This window comes from Proteiniborus sp. DW1 (genome assembly GCF_900095305.1).
Taxonomy (GTDB): Bacteria; Bacillota; Clostridia; order Tissierellales; family Proteiniboraceae; genus Proteiniborus.
Genome location: NZ_FMDO01000026.1, coordinates 1 through 18,332, shown reverse-complemented (window position 1 = coordinate 18,332; position 18,332 = coordinate 1). Strand labels below are relative to the sequence as shown.

The window sequence follows — 18,332 nt, the reverse complement described above, 5'->3', positions numbered from 1 at the left end:
GCCTTTTATTTTAAGATTTCTCCCATATCCATACTGCTAACTAATCCTGCTATTGCTTTTGTGTTTTCTGATATTTGCTTTATTTCTTCTCTGAACGTCTCTGGTAGCAGCCTATCTTGTTTTTCTCGTTCTGCTACCGTTTCATACATCTTTAGAAATTGACCTCTAACTACATCTGGCTTTTCGCTGTGGCATATTTCTTGCCATCCCATGTACTTAACTACTTTTCTAGTTACTGGTGTCATACTTTCCAAAGCTTCTTTTTCCCTATAGTAACCGTATTCTTTAATAGCCTTGATTACCTCTCCCCACCCACTAGCACCATCTAACTTTTCATTTGCTGGGGTAGCAACTTCCATTACCTGCTTTCTTATTTCAGCTATAGAAGGTGGGAAAGTACTTTCAAGAATATGTTTCTTTATAGCCGCTAATGCAACTTTTGTGTCTATATCCTTTAAACAGTCATACCATAGGTTTATTTGTACTTCATTTACTTCTTTCATATTGGGATAAGCTGCAGCTAACATAGCTAATAGCTTTATTACTTCTGGCTTAGTCATCGAATCCCCCTTCCTCTGCTAGTGCCTTTTGAAACATTTCCTCTAGCTTAGATAAATTATTGTTTGCTTTTGGCTTATTACTAACTTTCATTTTGCTCCAAATCTTATCCCAATTTTTTCTTAAGTTAGTTGGTGACTGGACCACCGTACACCAAAAGTCATCTTTAAATACAAATTTCATTATTTCTCTCATTTCATCTATTGTTCTTTTATCTCTCTCAATTGTTAGCCTTATCGTGTCTGACCACTTCTCTAATGCTTTAGGGTTATCATTGGGCACCTTGCATTTAGGATTGAACTCGAGAATCTTTTTCCTTAGATACAAAGCTGCTTGATAGTAAACTGAATCCTCGTCATACTTTACAGGTGGAGATTCTTCAGAATCGACACAAGTAGTATTTATATCTTCTTTATCATTCTTATCATTCTTAATACATTCTTTATCATTCTTGTTTGTATCCAGTGACTGTTGTTTTTCTGTTTCTGAACTGTTTCCGAACTGTTTCTCTTCTGTTACTTCTTCACTGTCCTTTTTTTGATAATCGTTGTAATTTACTATCTTGTAATGTGTTTCTGTTCTGTTACCCTTCTCACCATATATAAAAATCATGTCGTTTGCTTCCAACCAATCCAATATTTCTTGAACAGTTTTGGGATTTGGAATTTTCAATTTCCCTCTTTCATACCATGCAATCCAATTGCATATATCTCTTACACTTGTTAATCGCTCGCCTCTTTGAATCAACTTTTTACCAGTGACTTTTGAGCCTTTTTCTTTATAAGGTATTTCTGCATCTTGATGATTAGCTTCAATTATTAAGCGTTCAAACGTTCTCAAGTATAAAGGAGGCATTTGATAGATGTCACTATTCACTATTCGCCTATGAAGTTTTATCCAACCTGACAATAATCATCACCCCTTTAGGGTGCAGGAGCTTTCGCCCCTGCTGTACATTAAGATATTATTTCAAAGAAATCCTTTATATCTTCTAACGCTTCTTGTAAAAACTCTTTTATTAACCACATAGCTTCGTTCTTCCATGCTCCTCCATCTGCTTGATATAATGCTGCCAATGGACCCGTTTTCATTCTGAATATAAACTTACTTGCAGGTTGCCTAATTTCAGGGAAGGTTCTATATGGAGCTAGTACCACTGGATTAGGTACTTCTGCTTCACCTTTTTTCGCTATTCCAGTCTTGATTGTAGCTGATTGCGTGACTCCATCATCTCCAACTGTTTTAATAGTTTCATCTTGTATTAAACCTGTGAACTTCAATAACAACTGCTTGTCCTCATTATCTACGAATGAAGATTGAAGCATGATATTGAACTGCTCTGTGTCAATAAATCTGTCATAATAAATGTTATCTGGAAGATTAGCAACTGCCTTAATGTACTCTTGTCTATTGTTGTCTATATCTAATGGCGACAATAATCTTACTTCCTTCGGACTGACTACCTGGATTAGCATTTTACTTGGCAAAACATCTATATTGCTTTTACAGTAGTCGATTAAGCTTGTTAATGTAGATACTATAAGAGTCTGAACTTTTGGTAATTCAACTCTTTCAAGTCTTGATTTTGAAAACAATCCTTTTTCTGTTTCGATTAAAACATCTTCATTGAATCCTAAACCTACTAAATACTCTAAAGCTTCTCTGTTTATCATTCTTTCATTCCTCCCAAAATCTATTATTTTATTAACTTAATGCCTTTTGTGTCTACTTTTTCTGCTAATATCTCGCCTGTTTCTTCATCAACTCTCATGTATTGTTGACCTCTTACTTGTTTTTGATATTCGCTTGCTACTATATTTCCATTACCATCTTTGTCTATTAATATTTTTGTGCCTACTGGAATAGGTGGTATCAGTTTTGTTTTAACTTTGATGTCGATTAGAGATAGCTCTCTTTCCTCGTCAGGTTGGAATTCTAGTTCAAGCGTTAGTTTTCTTTTCTTCTTGAAATCTGTGTTTAAATCTGAAATGTTCTTGAGTACTTCCTGAAAACCATCATTAAATTTCTCTGCTAGTGCTCCACCTGCAAAACTTTCTAGATTAATCATGTTTGGCATTTACATATCACTCCTTATCACTTTTAATAATTTCTACTATCGCTTTAGTTCTTCCAAAATCTCTAACCTTTTGTGATTCTTCGTTGCTACTGAAGTCACCGAGGAACAAATCTATTATTTTTCCTTTAACTGCTCCTCCCGTGTCTCTTGCAATATACTCACCGTTGTACTTTGAATATTTTTCATCTGTAAATGTAACTCTAACCTTGCTACCTAGTGGTATTACTTTTGGGTCAACTGCTATGGTCTTTGCTGTTTCCCATGTATGACCTGTAAGGTTAAATCCTGAAGCTGTGATGCCATATTCCTTGTGCCCTATAGGTTTTCCGCAAGACTCAACCGATAAATCATAAGCTGTAACCATAAATTCTCCTAGATTTTTTCTTACAAGACTACCCCTAGAGGGTTGCTCCTCTTTTGTTTTCTGAAACTCTTTTACAAAATCTCTTAATAGCTGGTTTAGCAGTTCATTATCATTTGTAACTGAATTCAGCTTTTCTTCTAGCTGTGCATTTTTAGTTTCTAATGATTTTATGGTCTCAGACTGCTTCTGTAGTTCTGCTTCGTACACTTTCATTTCTGCCTTATATTCATCAGCTAATGCATAAACTAATGCTAATGCTAAAAGTATAATTATAAAAATAGTTATTAAAACTCCAAAAGAATCATCTTTTATCTCTCTCACCTCTTTAAATTGTTTTTAAGCTTTTTTATGTGATTGTCCGATAAATTGCATTACTGCTATAAGCTTTGTTGCTCTAGGGTAATTCTGTGAAGCCCCAGGAGTTTTATTTTTTAAAACAGCCCTCGTATTTCTTCATAGTCTTGGCTCCAATCGTATTTGCCTTGCTTCCATTTTTCGCATTGCATATTGTAATTAGTATTTTTTATTGATTCGATATTCCAATCTTGCATATCAGGTGGTATAGCCACACAATCTGGAATATTTGGTTCTCTACCATACCACTCGCCAAAACTATATTCTTCGCCTTCATTCCAACCTTTCAAATTCTTACAAGTAAAGCAATTCTTTAACTCTGGATTGAATTTGCATTGGTGTCTATCAGGTGTCTTGAAGTCTTTTTTACAGAATTGACATTGGTACCTAGTTACTTCTTTCATATGTTCCAAAATGAGCCCTCCTAGTTACCAATTCTCATAACAATAAGTCCAAGCCACATTATTGCAAGAAATAGCCAAGAGTTTGAGGTTAACCTTGATTTATTTTTTCTAATCTTTATTTGCTCTCTAACCCATAATCCAGCAGCTACTATCCAAATACTAAATCCTATCGACCATAAAAATTTCATTTTATCCCTCCTAATACGGATACATTTCTAATATTAACTCCAACCCCTTATCTGCCACATAAGGTCTAATCCCTGTTAGTTCTTCAATTTCTTTTATCATCTGGTTTTCATCTGAGTTTCTATCGCTAAGATGCAAGAGAATTATATTTTGGCACTGGCTTAAGTCATTAGCTTTTAAAAACTCTTTGACATTTTCTAGACTAAAATGTGACTGTAATAACCTTGGCTTCATTGAGTCGTCTATATATCCATTCTCTATATTTTGGTCTAGGGTTTCTTTGATGTAGTTGCACTCAATCAAGATGTAATTTAAGCCTTTGAACTTGTATTTACTGTAGTAACTATCAGTGATAAATAAGAACTTTTCTTTAGTTGGTCTATACTGGATTAAAAATCCTCTTGGGTCTGCTGCATCATGTTCAGTTTTAAAAGATAACACTGTAAAATCTCCAAAATCTATTTGGAATCCTTCTCTTGCAGGTATTGCTCTGTAGCTTTGGTTATGTGGTATATTTAAAGCATCTATAGTGCCTTTACTCATGTAGCAATCAATACCAGCCTTCATAACATCTGCTACTGACTTTGAATGATCTAAATGTTCATGTGACACTAAGCAAGCTAATACATTTGATATGTCATAGTCCAAACCTTTTAACATCTCCTTCCAAGGGATACCTGCCTCAATTAGCAGGCTCCCTGTTGGAGAATTAAGGATGTAGCAATTGCCTTTTGAACCACTTGCAAGAACTTTTAGTTTCATAATCTCACCTCTAAACCATGTACATTGGTGGCTTTGGGATAATGTCATATTTCGGTCTCCACAAATGCAAACAATGCGGATGAATATTTACATATTCACTTTTAGGTGGATGATACTGCAGCACGCATTCATCTTCTTTAAAGAAAATATCCTTGATGTAGCACATTTCATCCCAAGTAGGAGTTCTACTCGAATAACTGGCTGATACGTGGTCCCAACCACCACCAAAACTAAATATAATAGCTACTGGTTTTTTTGAAGTTGGAAGATATGCATATCCATATCCTCCATCTATGCCTATTTCTTGTAGTATCAATCTTTTATTTTGTTTGATTTCTTCTATATCCCTCATTTTAATATCCCGGTCCTTCGTCTATAATTATCTGTTCAGGCTCTTTCTTAGGCTTATCCTCTTTTATTGGCTCAACATCTACTACTTCTGCATCTGCTTCAATGACATCTTCAGTATCAAAGTCTAATAATTCTTGATTTGCATTTTCTTCGATAATTGCTTGAGTTTCAGCTTCGGCTATCTCACTATCTAATTTCTTAGCAAATTGTACAACTATACTTGTATCACTTGAACTGTTGATTACATACTTACAAACCTTATTAATAGCTGTTTTTTCTGCCATATCAGCTGTAAATTTATCGTGAGTACTACCTGCTTTGATATTGCCTTTTTCATCAACTGGCTTCATCGCTGACTGTTTCCATGCCTGCTTTATTTGGTCTATTGTTAATACTTCTGATATTTCCCTTCCGTCTTTGTAAAGGATTGTCCCATAAGCAGCTACAATTTTATCTTTATGAATATTTTGTAGTTTCTGTTTATGCAAGGTGACTACATATTTTCCGTGCTTGATTTCGTATTCAAATTCATCACCTTCATACACTGTCATTCCATATATGTCTTGAATATTAGGGTCTACTGTCTTAGCTACATGCATCGCACCAAAATAGGACCTATGAAGAACTAATTTATTTCCATATGGTATGAAGTAGCATTGCTTCTTCTCTGGATTTAACCCCTGAACTACCATCGACAATAAAGCGTTTGCTATACTTGGCTTAGTACAGGTTTGTAGCACTGGCTTCTTATCTTTGTCTTGTGTTTCTTGTAGCATCAAATATGCTGATTTCAAAGCATTTTCTGGTATATAGTTCTCTGGGAACACTAGCTCCCCATTTCTCTGAAATTCCCTTACTCTGTTGGTTACATTATCAACTATGTTTTTTTCTATTATTGCAACTTGGTTTTTTGACATTTAGCATTCCTCCTTTATTCTTCAAAAATAACGCCTAAGTCTTGTAAAAACTCTATAATTTTATCTTCAAGAGCAACTTGATTTTTCTTATCAAAATCTTCTTTCTTTTGCCCTTCTGGCAATTCTACTCTTATATTTTTATCAGTTAAGCAAGTTTTGCAGATATGCTTTTCTACTCTTGTAATCTCACTTCTGTAGTAGCTATTACTACCTTTTTGTGGAGACTTGATTACAACTTCTACTGTACATAAATCTCCTTCTCCTACGCTTTTATTACATACATCACAAATATAAGTTTTTGTTATCATTTAATATTCCTCCCTTAACTCTTTCTTACATTCGCCGCAAACATTTTTACCTTTGAAGTTCTTAACATCTTTTGCTTCTCCGCAAAATATACAAGCTGGAGCATATTTTTTCAGAATTATTTGGTCGTCCTCAACAAATATTTCTAATGGGTCATTTTCTTTAATGTCTAAAGTTCTTCTCAACTCCATGGGAAGTACTACCCTCCCTAAATTATCAACTTTTCTTACGATGCCTGTAGCTTTCATTATTCCTCTACCTCCTCATCATCTTCCAAGGGTATTAATAGCCTTACATTCCCATCAACTGCATTCCTTCTCTTTAACCTATTTTGATAAGCCTGTGTCTTGTAATAAGCTATGGTGTCTCTTTTTACTCCCAACTCTTTAGCTATTTCAGGTATTGTTCCTATTGCCAACATTTCATCACCTTTGTAGAGTGCATATTCTTTCATTCTTGAACCTCCACTCTTAAAGTATTATTTCTGTCATTCCAAGCTTTCTTAGCTTTTTCGATGTTAACCATATCCAGCATTGAAGGCTGTTCGCAATTTTCTACTCCTGCTAACCTATATTGAACTGTTTTATCTAACTCATCCCATGTTGGTGGCTTGATTAGATTAATTATTTGACTATTGATTGCCATGATTTCGCTTACCGACTCACGATTGTCTATGAAAATTGGAACTTGTACATTATAGAATTTACATAGTGCATTGATGATATCTAATCCTGCATTAATCTGTCCTGCTAGGTTTCCATCCTCAAACTTGACATAAGCTCCATTAGTATTGACTAGGGCTATACAAGTTTCCTTAATGCCGTCATTTGTGATGTTTTCCTCGAATAGCTTAAACTTAACATGCTTAAATTGGCTGTTTATTTTATCTTCAAGTAGATTTACTTTAGCTACTACAAATCTCTCTAGCAGGAATTTATGTCCTTCTAATTCAGCTATAAGTGCCGACACTCTCTTTTCTTCTGCCTTGAGTTCTTCGATACGCTTTTTATTCTTAGCAACAGTATCTTTGTTGTTTAGTACTTTATTACATTCATCAATCTTAGCCTGAATATTAGCTTTTCTTTGGAGCAACTCGCCTGATTTATCTTCCACTGGTTTTTCTAGTTCAGTTTGTAGAGCTATTATTTTTTCTGATATTTCTATGTATTCTGCATCTTTTGAGTAGTCTGGCTCTGGTGATGGTTTAGATATTTCTTTGTCTAGCTCGGCTATTGTAGCTGATATTTCTTTTAGCTTTAGCTTTTTTTCTGCAAGTTCTCTTTCGAGCAACTCTTTGTCTTTTTTATCTTGTTCTACTTTTGCCTTAGTTGAGATTCCGGTGTCTTTATTTTGGTTTAATTTTGCAATTACTTGACTAAGTTCAGACTGTTTGTTTTTATCAAAATTAATTTCCATTTCAGCTAATTTGTATTTGATTTCTTCTTCTGGTAATGCCTGTCCGCATGTTGGACATTGTGTGTTTACGCCATGTTCTATTGAATCAAACTCCATCGCCATGATTTCTGACTTCTTTTCATTCAAGGTTTTCCAATCTTCTCTTAGCCTTTTAAGTTCCTGTTCTCCATAGTCAATATTCCTCTGGCAACTTTCAATCTGATTTTTTAAATTTAATATATTGCCTTGAAGGATAATTTGTCCGTTTATTAGTTCTGTCTTTTCCTGAATAAGTTTTGATTTATTAGCACCTGCACTTGAAGCAATTCTAGTCTTTACCTTCTCCAATTGAGTTTTTAACTTATACAAGTCTTGAAACTTCTTGTTATGTTCATTTGCCTTAGTAGTTGCATTGGTTAATAGTAATTCAATACCTTGGAGAGTTTCTTTATGTGACTGCAGCTCTTTTTCCGTTGCTGAATAGTCTGGTTCTTCCTGTGGCAATGATAAGGTTAATTCGTCTATTCTAGGTGGAATATCGTCCCGCTCTTTTTTAAGTCCTTTGAGTTTGTCTGCTAGTACTGACTTGTAGTCGTCAATAGATCTGCCGTTTAATATCTCTGTTAGTTTAGCAAGACTTTTATCAGAAGCTATTACTTGTTCCTGAGTAGCATCTCCGCATATTTCTAAAAGAATCTTTCTTCTCTCTTCCCATTTCAATTTGGTGTTAAAAAATAACGGATTCGTTATCATCTTGAATATGTTTTCATTGATTAATCCGTCTATCTTTTCCTTGTACTCCCCTGCCTTAACTGGGACCTCGTTGTACCAATAATATGATTTGTTGCCTTTTAATTTTGGCTTTGCTTGCCCTCTAGGTGTTTGCCAATCTTCTTCCTGCATTTTTTTAAGTCGTAATGGTTGTCCATCTACTAATAACTCAGCTTCAACCTCTGTCTGTAGATGGTGTATATCTTGACCAAGTTCATCTTGTGGCTTAACTGTGAAATCAGTTTTATCGTTGCTATCTTTTCCGAAAAGCAACCATTGAAAACCGTCTATTAAAGTAGTTTTACCTTTACCGTTATCTGCAAATACAGAAACATTCTTGCCTTTAGCATCTAGCTTGAAATCCTTAATTCCTTTAAAATGCTTTATATGTAACCAATTTAATTTGATATTCATTCGCTAACTACCTCCCCCTTTTCTTCAAATCCATCACATTCGAGTAACCATGATGGATCAAAATTGAATGGCCACATAAACCAACCTCTCTTTATTCCGTGTTCATGCCCCTTAACCTTAGCTCTGATCTTTATACAACAACTATGAGCACTACCAGCAATACTCCCTCGGTTCTTGCATTTATAACAATTTGGTTTACTTTCGATAATCTTGCTCAATTACTTCTCCCCCTTTAATCCATTTGGTAATAAACTAATATACCCCATCCAGCTTCCCGCATAACCTTTGCCATTGCTTCAACTGCTCTATTTCTTGAATTTCCTTGTCCACACTTAGGTGGTGAAATGAAGAATCTTGGACCAATCCATTCACTTTTGCCACGGGTGTATAATCCTGCTTTCTTTACTGCTTCAATTACTTTGTTCTCATTTGCTCTAGGTAGTTTTATGGTCATGGTATCTAGGTTTGCAGTCCCTCCATCTTCACCCTTTGCTGCTTCTTCTGCTGCTTGTTTAGCCATGATTAAATCTTCTGTTAGCTTCTTATAATCAATAGCCAAGTCTTTTCTCCTCCTTAATTATTGTTTTAAAATCCTTATATGAAGGAATTAATTCGTCTGCGACATTGTTTGCTATGCTCCAATTAATAAAATTCTGGTACTCTTCTCTTAGTTCGTTTTCATGTGATGAATCATTTAACGGAAAAGCTGTATTCACTAACTTCTTAAACATATCTGCTACAAAGTGCATCTCTACAGTTTTGTTTGGATTAGATTTAATCGTATTGTTTGCATGTTCAAATAAAACTATGGCTATTTTAGCTATAATAGGTAATCTATTCGGGTTAATTTCCATGATTTTGCTCCTCCTATTTGTTGTTTTACTCTTACTTGAAATACTTATCATAGATACTTTGTCTAGTTATTGCATCTAGTGATTCAACACGTTTAATAGCTTTTTCACGACCTTCTTCAACTTGCTTTTGAGTTTTGAAAAAACTGCAATCCTTGCATATATCCACATGAAAACTTGCTATTTTTAAAGCACTACAGTAACAATCGCTATTGTTAGCAAAACATTTTTCTGTATTTTTATAATGAGTTACCAATTGTTATCCCTCCCTAAAATGGAATTTCTATTTGGATCACGTCTAAATCAATTAAAATTCGTGTTTTTATTTTTCTGTTTTCATAGATAAGCGTATTTATTTGTCCTAAACAGTAGGAAGTCTCATGTTTACTATCAGTGTTTCTTATCTTTTCTCTCAATTTGGCGATTTCTATTTCATTGGTTCTTTTATCTTCTACTAGACACATATGGATGAATGATTTTCTCTTGAAAATATTATCAAGTTTTTTCATTCTGGCATCGCCTCCTGGCATCTGGTATAATCTAATTGAGTTATTTTTTTACTTGACCTTTTCTAGTTAGCGCTAGGAAGGTCTTTTTCTTTTGTCTTGCCTCCTAATCCACATTTTCATCACACTCCCTCCACTCCTTGTATTTGCATACAAATAGCCCTACAAATAAAAGAAATACAACCACTACATCAGCTGACATTGCCCATTGGGCATTGTTGAATAATAGGCTCAGCATTTTCCCACCTCACTTATTTTTTAATAATTAGTTCTAAATTCAAAATCAAAAGCATAAACTGTAGGTTAAAGACTTTTTAGTAATTTAGAGTTTTTATAAAGAGCTATAAGCTCTTTTTATCAATGAGGTTTTTATGTTTTTCTAGTAGTTTATCTGCTACTCTTAAAAAATTCTGTTGTCGTTCTTCTCTTTCTTCGTCAGTGAGAATCGGAATTCGACGCACAACTCCATTTTTTCCAATAACTTCTTTATACTCTAACTCTTTTTGCATCTACCATCCCCCTTATATAACCTTATGAATGGAGTATTATGTCCTATTACTTGCGTTTACGTAAGTTGCTCGGCAAAAAAAATTGCATAAGCAGTATGTACATCTAAATTTAATATTTCTTTTAGTTGCTGAACTTCATTTCTAGTGAAATCGCTGACACCATTCATTTTTCGATAAAGTGTTACAACGTTGATATTTAGCTTTTCTGCTACTTGCTCGGTTGTAAGACCATTTTCAATAATTTTGGCTCTGAATTTATTTCTATCGAACATATATTATCACCTCCTGCTTGTCCAACTTGCTTTTTCGTAAGTTAATGATATCATCTTATATTTTTAATGTCAATACGTTTGCGTAAGTTTTTTTGATATTTTTTTATATTTTTATTGCATATAGTTAATATTTATATTATAATGACTATAGTGTGAGGTGAGGTTAAATGGATGCAAATGATATTAAGGATATCATTAAAAATAGACGCATAGAATTAGGGCTTACACAATTAGATATAGCAAAAGCTGTGGGTGTTAGTGAAGCCACCGTATCACGTTGGGAATCTGGAGATATTGGAGATATGAAAAGAAGCAGAATTGCTACACTTGCAAAAGTATTACGAATATCTCCTAACGTTATTATGGGCTGGAAAGATGAAGATGATTTTCAATTAGGAAATTTATTAGTAACATATGATGATGAGTTAATTGCCATAATTAATAAAATCACCAATCTTCCTCAAAATAAATCTAACATAAAAAGCATTATAAATGATATATTAGAAATGGACGAGAAGCAATTAGAACAGCTGAAAAAATTGATAATAGTTATAAAAAGCAATATCTTAGATTAAAGATATTGCTTTTTTTCTTCTTCTTTTTTTAAGTAATCTTTAACTATGGCTTTTAGTCGTCTTATTGCTGTTTCATTTTCTATTTTGCATATTAGTTCTAATAACTGATTTAATTCATTCCTCTCTCCATGCATTATGTCCACCACCTGATATGTATTAATGTAATCACGGTATCGAACACCAGTTCGGCTTATAATTATATAATAGCATTTTTAAAAGAAAGTGACAACATATTTATTTAAAAAATCACAGATACCTATTCTATTTTGCATGTTTAAAATTCCTGTATTTATATTATAATAGAAATATACTAAAATACAGGAGGATTAAATATGTATGCCCTTTACGCTAGGCAAAGCAGAGATAAAAAAGATTCTATTTCTATAGAGAGCCAATTCGAATTTTGTATGAAAGAAGTACCTGAAGGTGTAGAAGTTAGAAAATATAAAGATAAAGGTTACTCAGGAAAAAGCATCGAGAGACCAGAATTTCAGAAATTACTAAAAGATATTGAAAAAGGGATAATTGAGAAGGTTATAGTTTATAGGCTGGACCGTATGAGCAGATCTACTTTAGATTTTGCAAGACTTATGGATTACTTCAAAAAATATAATACTGAATTTATTAGTACTACTGAAAAATTTGATACTTCTACACCAATAGGTAAAGCTATGCTATCAATTGTGATGGTGTTTGCTCAACTAGAAAGAGAAACTATTCAGCAAAGAATCACTGACAATTACTATGAACGTGGTAAGAAAGGTATGTTTTTAGGTGGTAATGTACCTTTTGGATACGAATTAATTCCTACAAGAATAGATGGTAAAAAAACTAATATGTTATCCCCCACCAATTCCTTAGGCTATGTAGTAGATTTATATAATAAATATGTTAATAGCAGAGCAAGTTTAAAATCATTAGCTTTTGACTTAAATGAAAGAGAGATAAAAACTAGATTCGATAATTATTGGGACAGCGCTAAAATAAGCAGGTTATTAAAAAACCCAGTGTATGTGAAGGCAGATATAGATGTTTATAACTATTACAAAAATATGGGCTGTATTCTACATAATGATATATCTGAATACACTGGTGAGAATGGTTTATATGTATATGGCAACAATGTTTCTACAAGCACGAAATTCCAAAATTTAGAAGGATATCATGTAGTTTTAGCTCCCCACAAAGGCGTTATAGATAGTAATACTTGGCTTAAATGTCAGCACAAATTAAGTAAGAATAAACAGATAAAAAATTCTGGCAAAAGTAAATACAGTTGGCTATCTGGATTAGTTAAATGTAAACAATGTGGCTATTCAATGAATATTAATAAAGCTACATTATCAAAGAAAAACAATACTTCTGCTTTATATTTTAGATGTTCTGGTCGCGCCAATAAAAAGATTTGTGATAGTTTATCTTTGAAAGTGGATGCGATTGAGCAACTAGTTGCAAATGATATGTTTGAATATATAGAAAATCTAAGCAATAAATTAAAAATAGATACAGTAAAGGAAAACAAAAAAATAAATGAATTAAAAACTAATATGGCTCGAATAGAGAATGAAATAGAGAATCTAATAGACAATTTAACACAAGCTAAAGGTGCATCTATGAAATATATTAATAAAAGAATTGAAAAACTTGACGAAGAATTAAGTGTGTTAAATGAAGAGTTGCTAAAAGCTAATCAAGATAATAGCGTTGATGATAAAAAGATAATTGAATTAAAAAGACTCATATCTATATGGGACGAATTACCTTTAGATGATAAAAAAGAATTTGCCCAGGCCTTAATTGATAAAGTACACATTCGAAATATAGCTAATAAAATTGAGTGTAAAGTAGATTTTAGATATTGATTTAACTTGCCTGTATTTTTATATTATGTGTATTATCTACAGGATTCCCTGTATTATCTGCTCAAGAGTCCCCAATTTGTAGCACTTTCCCAAGCTTATTCCCTAGGCAAATCGATAGCAAGAAACCTCGTCGCTGCGCAACAGAAACTGCTGAAGCAGAGAGTATTGAAACTGAGGAATAGTATCAAATAAAAGCTCAAATCATATGATTTGAGCTTTTATGCTGCTTCCATAGAGGCTATTATTCTTAGTTAATTACATCTGCTACGTAATAATCTCTGTCAGTTAATAAATCAAGAAATCTACTTTCTACTTTTACTACCGGTCTTGTTGGCATTTGTCTATGAATATATACCACCTCTCCTATTTCTCCACTGTTAAGTTTTACGATATTTCCTACATAAAATTTAGATATATTGTTTATAAACACATTTGCAATTCTAGGATCCAATGTACAAAAACTATCCCTAAATATTTGCTCAGCAACTAAAAAAGGTGATTGTTTTCCTTTATATACTCTTTCTGTAGTCATTGCATTATAAACATCACATACTGCTATTATTTTTGCAAACTCATGAATTTTCTTTGAATCTAATCCTAAAGGATAACCACTACCATCTTCTCTTTCATGGTGTTGTAGTGCACCAAAAGCAATATTCTTACTTATACCAACAGTTTCATTAAGCAGATTGTATCCAAAAATAGTATGGTTTTTTACTAGGTCGTATTCATCTTCTGTCAACCTTCCAGGCTTATTTATAATATTGTCTGGAATTTTCACTTTGCCAATATCATGGAATAGACCTGCTAGCGCAAGTTGTTTAAGCTCTACTGCTGAGTAGCCTAACCATTTTCCAACCATTGTAGCAAGCATACAAACATCTAGAGAATGCCTATAGGTATAATCACTTTCTTCTTCAATTTGTCTCAATCTAGCTAAAATATTATTACTTTTAACTATTTCTTCTATCATTTTATTTACTGCTTCCCCTATTTCACAAACAACTAATTTTTTCCCAAACCTTGCATTATAAAAAATACCTTTTGTTTTATCTGAAAATTTTTTATATTTTTCTGCAAAACAATCATTATTGATGATCACGAACTCATCTTGCTTATTATTATTTGAATAGATCTCTAAAAATTTAATTCCTAAGTTTCGTAAGGTCGTAATATTATTTCTATTTAATACCGTACCGCTTGCTAATAATATTGCACCTGTTGCTTCATTCTCAATATTTCTATTAAGAATCATTCCAGGTTTTACGTCTTCAATACTTAAGAGCGTCATTAATTATCCCCCCTTACCTTAGTCCATAAATATATAGTATATGTTTTATTATTCTATAATATTCAACAAAATCCTTCTTTTTCTATGGTTCTATTTGATCTGCGGAGAATAGTTTGTCGATATATCTTGCTGTTAATAAAGATACGATTGTTACTACTATTATCCTGTAGCCCAGTAATAACCAGCCCTCTGAAACAACCACAATATAAAAATTGCTACTAGATAAAAAGCCTTCTCAGATAATTTTCGTTCTTTAGTACTATTTATTGTTACGCTAACACCATACGTAAGTCCTAGTGTTGAATCAACACAAGTTCCCAGTATTAAATCAATAATTAAGAAATTGGTACATATCCAGTTTGACCTACCATCGATTTCCTGAAAAAGCATTCAGTAAATCAGGTTAGATCATAAAAACAGATACATAACGTATCTGTTTTTATGCCAAATTTTTATTTGATGTTGTTAATTGTCCAGTCCATTTACCACATTTGTCACCATATCTAGCTACTACAGTATTATTAGCTACTATTTCTATAACTTCGCATGTGTTTGAACAATCTCCACACTCAATGCCCTTAACCTTGTATGGTACATCAGAAATGCCTAGGCCTCTAAAGTTTGTTTTTCCTTTGCTCTTTACCTCTTCCTTTGCCAATAATGCTACTCCTATTGCTCCCATTACATCATAGTTTTCTGGAACAATAATTTTTGTATTGAGTGCATCTTCAAAGGCTTTCTTTATCCCTACATTAGCAGCTACCCCGCCTTGAAACACTACTGAATCTGATACTTCTTTTCCTTTTCCTACATTGTTCAAGTAGTTTCTAACTAATGCTTCACAAAGTCCCCTTACTATATCCTCTTGATTATGTCCTAGCTGCTGTTTATGTATCATATCTGATTCTGCAAAAACTGCACATCTACCAGCTATTCTAACTGGATTCTTTGAGCTTAAAGCTAGCATGCCAAACTCTTGGATCTTAATACCAAGCCTTGTAGCCTGCCTATCTAAGAAAGAACCTGTTCCTGCAGCACATACAGTATTCATAGCAAAATCAGTAACTACTCCATCTCGCAATAAAATTATCTTCGAATCCTGACCTCCTATTTCTAAAATAGTTCTGACATTAGGAACATATTTTATTGATGCTACAGCATGTGAGGTTATCTCGTTTTTAACCACATCTGCTCCTAATATCATACTTGCTAGATACCTTCCACTACCAGTAGCACCCACTCCTTTTATTGGAAGTTCACCTAGTTCTCTTCTAATTTCTCCTAACCCATTCTGTAAAATTTCTATAGGTTTGCCTTGCGTTCGTACATATTTTTTTAATAAAACATTCTCCTCTTCATCTATTAAAATAATATTTGTACTTACAGAACCAACATCAACCCCTAAGTAACATTCTTTCAAAATTTTTGTCCTCCCTTCTTTTCTTCAAAAGATCGACGAAAGCTTCTAGTCTAGTTAAATATCCAGCTTCACCTGTCATCTCATCCACAACTAAAGTTAATATGGGTATGTCATAGTCTTTTTGAATAGTAGGTAGAATACTCTCAGCTACAATCTCTGGCATACAAGTTAACGGAAATATTTGTACTAATCCATCATAGCCAGCTTGAGCATATTGCACTGCACTACCTATGGTTTCTCTTCCATGTCCTCCTACTAAAGTACTTAAATATGGCTTTGCTGCTTCCCATTTACTCTTCTCTTCCTCAGAGCCAAATGGAAAAGAAAAGATATGATGCTTTGCCCAGTTACTTGGAGTAAGAGATTTTTCTACTTCTGCACCTAAATGTCCAAGCTTTTTTTCTACATCTAAGTTTACAAAGGGCTCTATTATAGTATATATCTCTCCAATAATACCTATCTTCAAAGGTCTTTTTTTAGGATCTATGTCTATTTTTTCAAGTCTTGTTTTAGTTTTTTCTATAAGTCGTAATATTTCTTCAACTCCATGTGTAAGTTCTATATCTCGATAAAACTCCTCAATTACCATATCTATTTCATGGCCATTTACAGCTATTGGACGTTTTTTATTAGCAAGGTCTGTCAAATTATCTGCCTCGCATAATATTTTAAATGCTCTTTTACCACTCTTTAATATTCTTAGTGGATTTGATGTATTCATTGCTTCAGCTATTCTATTAAACAATACCATTGGTTTTCCATCAGGAGGATCAAAGGCAATTATTTTAACATCATATCCAAAATCATTTAGTAAATATTGCTCCATAATATGATAGAATCCAAATCTACAAGGACCACAGCTACCTGTTATAACTATTGTATCTGCCCCTTTTTCAATAGCTCCAATATAATTTCCAATATTTATTTTTAAAGGTAGACATATTGACTCCGGTGAGTACTTGGTTCCTAGCTCAAGAGTTCTTTTACTGCATCTAGGTGCTAAAACCACTTCGTTTCCTAAATCCTCAAATAATCCTTTAACAGCAATATACGTATTACCCATGTGTGGAAATGTAATTTTCATTTCTATTCCTCCGATTTATCATGTCAATGAATGCTTCTATTCTAGTATTTATGCCAGCTTCTCCCGTATGCTCATCAATAGTTAACAATGTAAAAGGAATACCCTCTTTTCTAGCTGCTCTCTGTACTAAATCTATTAGTATAGAATCAACCCCACATCCAAAGGAAGATACATAAATTATTCCATCCATCTTTTTTTCATTAATCATGCAAAATGATGAACCTATTATTCTTTTTCCATAAGTCCAAAACATTCTTTTAGGTATTTTAGCAGAATAATAATCTACTTTTACTGCATCAACCATTTCTGAGGTTATAACTCTAATACCATAACTCCATAGCTTATTAATTATATTCATATTCATATATTCATCATATAGATTATACGGATGACCTACTAACATAAATATAGGCCCATTATTACTAATTGGCCTTTTTGCTTTTGTAGCATTGTTATAACTCTTTATGGCCTCAATAGGTATTATCCCTTTATTAATAAGCCTTTTATAATTTTCATAGTGTCTTGTTGCCACCTTATAAGCCTTCTTTATTCTAGTGACATCAGAAGTGACATATTTTCCTGTTTCTATAACTGCATCCATTAGTCCAGTATTAGATTTAATTAAATTCACATTTACATCTATACAATTAGGAAGATTACTTATAGAATTTTGTACCATTTCAGGTAATCCTAAGTATTTTGGACATCCATATTCTTTTTTATAAACACTAATAATCTTAGGCATAAAAATATAATCTACCTTATCTTTAAGTTCTATTACATGCCCATGATAAATTTTTACAGGAAGACAAGCTTCATCAACACAATTTGAAACACCATGATTTAAAATAGACTTGTTTGTTTTTGACGAGACTACTACCTCTGCTCCAAGTTCGCTAAAAAACTCTTTCCATAAAGGAAAATAATCATAATAAAATAGGCTTCGTGGAACACCAATCTTTAAAGACATTAAACCCCTCCAATCTCACTAATATATTATGGGCATAATATCCTTATTTTATAACCTTAGGTCTAAACTTGGTTTCTATGATTCTTTAATATCTGATAAATGCATTCAGGAAATCGGTTTAGGTCATAAAAAA

Annotated in this window: 30 protein-coding genes; 2 read left to right on the top strand and 28 right to left on the bottom strand. The window is 33.2% G+C overall.

Annotated elements, in window-relative coordinates; translation table 11 throughout:
• Nucleotides 1–5 precede the first annotated feature (5 nt).
• The 22 genes from DW1_RS05560 to DW1_RS05470 form a co-directional block, all read right to left on the bottom strand.
• Nucleotides 6–560 (bottom strand): replicative helicase loader/inhibitor, encoded by a 555-nt coding sequence (locus tag DW1_RS05560; protein ID WP_074349625.1) that lies wholly within the window; start codon nt 558–560, stop codon nt 6–8.
• Complete coding sequence (locus tag DW1_RS05555; protein WP_143474367.1) at nt 553–1,398, bottom strand: hypothetical protein; 846 nt, start codon at nt 1,396–1,398, stop codon at nt 553–555. The genes DW1_RS05560 and DW1_RS05555 overlap by 8 nt, the downstream gene beginning before the upstream one ends.
• Nucleotides 1,399–1,514: 116 nt before the next feature.
• Nucleotides 1,515–2,231, bottom strand: coding sequence for a hypothetical protein (locus tag DW1_RS05550; RefSeq protein WP_074349623.1), 717 nt, complete (start codon nt 2,229–2,231; stop codon nt 1,515–1,517).
• A gap of 23 nt (nt 2,232–2,254) precedes the next feature.
• A complete protein-coding gene (locus DW1_RS05545; RefSeq protein WP_074349622.1) occupies nt 2,255–2,635 on the bottom strand; it encodes a replication terminator protein in 381 nt (126 codons plus the stop codon).
• A 7-nt stretch (nt 2,636–2,642) separates the two neighbouring features.
• Nucleotides 2,643–3,320, bottom strand: coding sequence for a 3D domain-containing protein (locus tag DW1_RS16005; RefSeq protein ID WP_074349621.1), 678 nt, complete (start codon nt 3,318–3,320; stop codon nt 2,643–2,645).
• 110 nt (nt 3,321–3,430) lie between these two features.
• Nucleotides 3,431–3,766: a hypothetical protein gene (locus DW1_RS05535; protein WP_074349620.1), complete on the bottom strand. Its 336-nt coding sequence runs from the start codon at nt 3,764–3,766 to the stop codon at nt 3,431–3,433.
• A gap of 11 nt (nt 3,767–3,777) precedes the next feature.
• A complete protein-coding gene (locus DW1_RS15485) occupies nt 3,778–3,945 on the bottom strand; it encodes a hypothetical protein (RefSeq protein WP_159433555.1) in 168 nt (55 codons plus the stop codon).
• Nucleotides 3,946–3,955: 10 nt separating this feature from the next.
• Nucleotides 3,956–4,705, bottom strand: coding sequence for an MBL fold metallo-hydrolase (locus DW1_RS05530; RefSeq protein WP_074349619.1), 750 nt, complete (start codon nt 4,703–4,705; stop codon nt 3,956–3,958).
• 10 nt (nt 4,706–4,715) lie between these two features.
• Nucleotides 4,716–5,057, bottom strand: a complete 342-nt coding sequence (locus DW1_RS05525) for a DUF7694 domain-containing protein (protein ID WP_074349618.1) — start codon at nt 5,055–5,057, stop codon at nt 4,716–4,718.
• A 1-nt stretch (nt 5,058) separates the two neighbouring features.
• The gene (locus DW1_RS05520) at nt 5,059–5,973 is read right to left on the bottom strand and encodes a recombinase RecT (RefSeq protein WP_074349617.1); all 915 of its coding nucleotides are present in this window, start codon (nt 5,971–5,973) and stop codon (nt 5,059–5,061) included.
• A gap of 14 nt (nt 5,974–5,987) precedes the next feature.
• Nucleotides 5,988–6,281 carry a hypothetical protein gene (locus DW1_RS05515; RefSeq protein ID WP_074349616.1) on the bottom strand — a complete coding sequence of 98 codons (294 nt, stop codon included), beginning with the start codon at nt 6,279–6,281 and terminating at the stop codon, nt 5,988–5,990.
• Complete coding sequence (locus DW1_RS05510) at nt 6,282–6,527, bottom strand: AbrB/MazE/SpoVT family DNA-binding domain-containing protein (protein ID WP_074349615.1); 246 nt, start codon at nt 6,525–6,527, stop codon at nt 6,282–6,284. It lies immediately after the preceding gene.
• Nucleotides 6,527–6,733 (bottom strand): hypothetical protein, encoded by a 207-nt coding sequence (locus tag DW1_RS05505; RefSeq protein WP_074349614.1) that lies wholly within the window; start codon nt 6,731–6,733, stop codon nt 6,527–6,529. Before DW1_RS05505 ends, DW1_RS05510 begins: the two co-directional genes overlap by 1 nt.
• Complete coding sequence (locus DW1_RS05500; RefSeq protein WP_074349613.1) at nt 6,730–8,859, bottom strand: hypothetical protein; 2,130 nt, start codon at nt 8,857–8,859, stop codon at nt 6,730–6,732. The genes DW1_RS05505 and DW1_RS05500 overlap by 4 nt, the downstream gene beginning before the upstream one ends.
• A complete protein-coding gene (locus tag DW1_RS05495; protein WP_074349612.1) occupies nt 8,856–9,077 on the bottom strand; it encodes a hypothetical protein in 222 nt (73 codons plus the stop codon). The genes DW1_RS05500 and DW1_RS05495 overlap by 4 nt, the downstream gene beginning before the upstream one ends.
• A 14-nt stretch (nt 9,078–9,091) precedes the next feature.
• The gene (locus DW1_RS05490; protein ID WP_242942440.1) at nt 9,092–9,418 is read right to left on the bottom strand and encodes a hypothetical protein; all 327 of its coding nucleotides are present in this window, start codon (nt 9,416–9,418) and stop codon (nt 9,092–9,094) included.
• A complete protein-coding gene (locus DW1_RS05485) occupies nt 9,408–9,713 on the bottom strand; it encodes a hypothetical protein (RefSeq protein ID WP_074349611.1) in 306 nt (101 codons plus the stop codon). The genes DW1_RS05490 and DW1_RS05485 overlap by 11 nt, the downstream gene beginning before the upstream one ends.
• Nucleotides 9,714–9,744: 31 nt before the next feature.
• Complete coding sequence (locus DW1_RS05480; RefSeq protein ID WP_074349610.1) at nt 9,745–9,966, bottom strand: hypothetical protein; 222 nt, start codon at nt 9,964–9,966, stop codon at nt 9,745–9,747.
• A gap of 13 nt (nt 9,967–9,979) precedes the next feature.
• Nucleotides 9,980–10,219: a hypothetical protein gene (locus DW1_RS05475; protein WP_074349609.1), complete on the bottom strand. Its 240-nt coding sequence runs from the start codon at nt 10,217–10,219 to the stop codon at nt 9,980–9,982.
• 103 nt (nt 10,220–10,322) lie between these two features.
• On the bottom strand, nt 10,323–10,454 hold the full coding sequence (locus tag DW1_RS15900) for a hypothetical protein (protein ID WP_278335725.1): 132 nt from the start codon (nt 10,452–10,454) through the stop codon (nt 10,323–10,325).
• Between the two features lie 103 nt (nt 10,455–10,557).
• Entirely contained in the window at nt 10,558–10,725 is a 168-nt protein-coding gene (locus tag DW1_RS15480; RefSeq protein WP_159433554.1) for a hypothetical protein, read from the bottom strand.
• 56 nt (nt 10,726–10,781) lie between these two features.
• Complete coding sequence (locus tag DW1_RS05470; RefSeq protein ID WP_074349608.1) at nt 10,782–10,997, bottom strand: helix-turn-helix domain-containing protein; 216 nt, start codon at nt 10,995–10,997, stop codon at nt 10,782–10,784.
• A 167-nt stretch (nt 10,998–11,164) separates the two neighbouring features.
• Here DW1_RS05470 and DW1_RS05465 point away from each other — a divergent pair, with 167 nt between their 5' ends.
• Nucleotides 11,165–11,572, top strand: a complete 408-nt coding sequence (locus DW1_RS05465; RefSeq protein WP_074349607.1) for a helix-turn-helix domain-containing protein — start codon at nt 11,165–11,167, stop codon at nt 11,570–11,572.
• Here DW1_RS05465 and DW1_RS15475 read toward each other — a convergent pair.
• Nucleotides 11,569–11,706: a hypothetical protein gene (locus DW1_RS15475; protein WP_159433553.1), complete on the bottom strand. Its 138-nt coding sequence runs from the start codon at nt 11,704–11,706 to the stop codon at nt 11,569–11,571. The genes DW1_RS05465 and DW1_RS15475 overlap by 4 nt on opposite strands.
• A gap of 198 nt (nt 11,707–11,904) precedes the next feature.
• Between DW1_RS15475 and DW1_RS05460 the strand changes: the two genes are divergently transcribed.
• Complete coding sequence (locus tag DW1_RS05460; RefSeq protein ID WP_074349606.1) at nt 11,905–13,434, top strand: recombinase family protein; 1,530 nt, start codon at nt 11,905–11,907, stop codon at nt 13,432–13,434.
• Nucleotides 13,435–13,681: 247 nt separating this feature from the next.
• On the opposite strand, the gene DW1_RS05455 is transcribed toward DW1_RS05460, so the two are convergent.
• The 5 genes from DW1_RS05455 to DW1_RS05440 all read right to left on the bottom strand — a co-directional run bounded on the left by DW1_RS05455 (nt 13,682) and on the right by DW1_RS05440 (nt 18,199).
• Nucleotides 13,682–14,725 (bottom strand): HD-GYP domain-containing protein, encoded by a 1,044-nt coding sequence (locus DW1_RS05455; protein WP_074349605.1) that lies wholly within the window; start codon nt 14,723–14,725, stop codon nt 13,682–13,684.
• Nucleotides 14,726–14,884: 159 nt separating this feature from the next.
• Nucleotides 14,885–15,115 (bottom strand): hypothetical protein, encoded by a 231-nt coding sequence (locus DW1_RS15270; protein ID WP_143474366.1) that lies wholly within the window; start codon nt 15,113–15,115, stop codon nt 14,885–14,887.
• Between the two features lie 49 nt (nt 15,116–15,164).
• Entirely contained in the window at nt 15,165–16,148 is a 984-nt protein-coding gene (locus DW1_RS05450; RefSeq protein ID WP_200800476.1) for an acyl-CoA dehydratase activase, read from the bottom strand.
• Complete coding sequence (locus tag DW1_RS05445) at nt 16,120–17,229, bottom strand: acyl-CoA dehydratase activase-related protein (RefSeq protein WP_074349603.1); 1,110 nt, start codon at nt 17,227–17,229, stop codon at nt 16,120–16,122. Before DW1_RS05445 ends, DW1_RS05450 begins: the two co-directional genes overlap by 29 nt.
• The gene (locus tag DW1_RS05440) at nt 17,201–18,199 is read right to left on the bottom strand and encodes an acyl-CoA dehydratase activase-related protein (protein WP_074349602.1); all 999 of its coding nucleotides are present in this window, start codon (nt 18,197–18,199) and stop codon (nt 17,201–17,203) included. Before DW1_RS05440 ends, DW1_RS05445 begins: the two co-directional genes overlap by 29 nt.
• Nucleotides 18,200–18,332 lie beyond the last annotated feature (133 nt).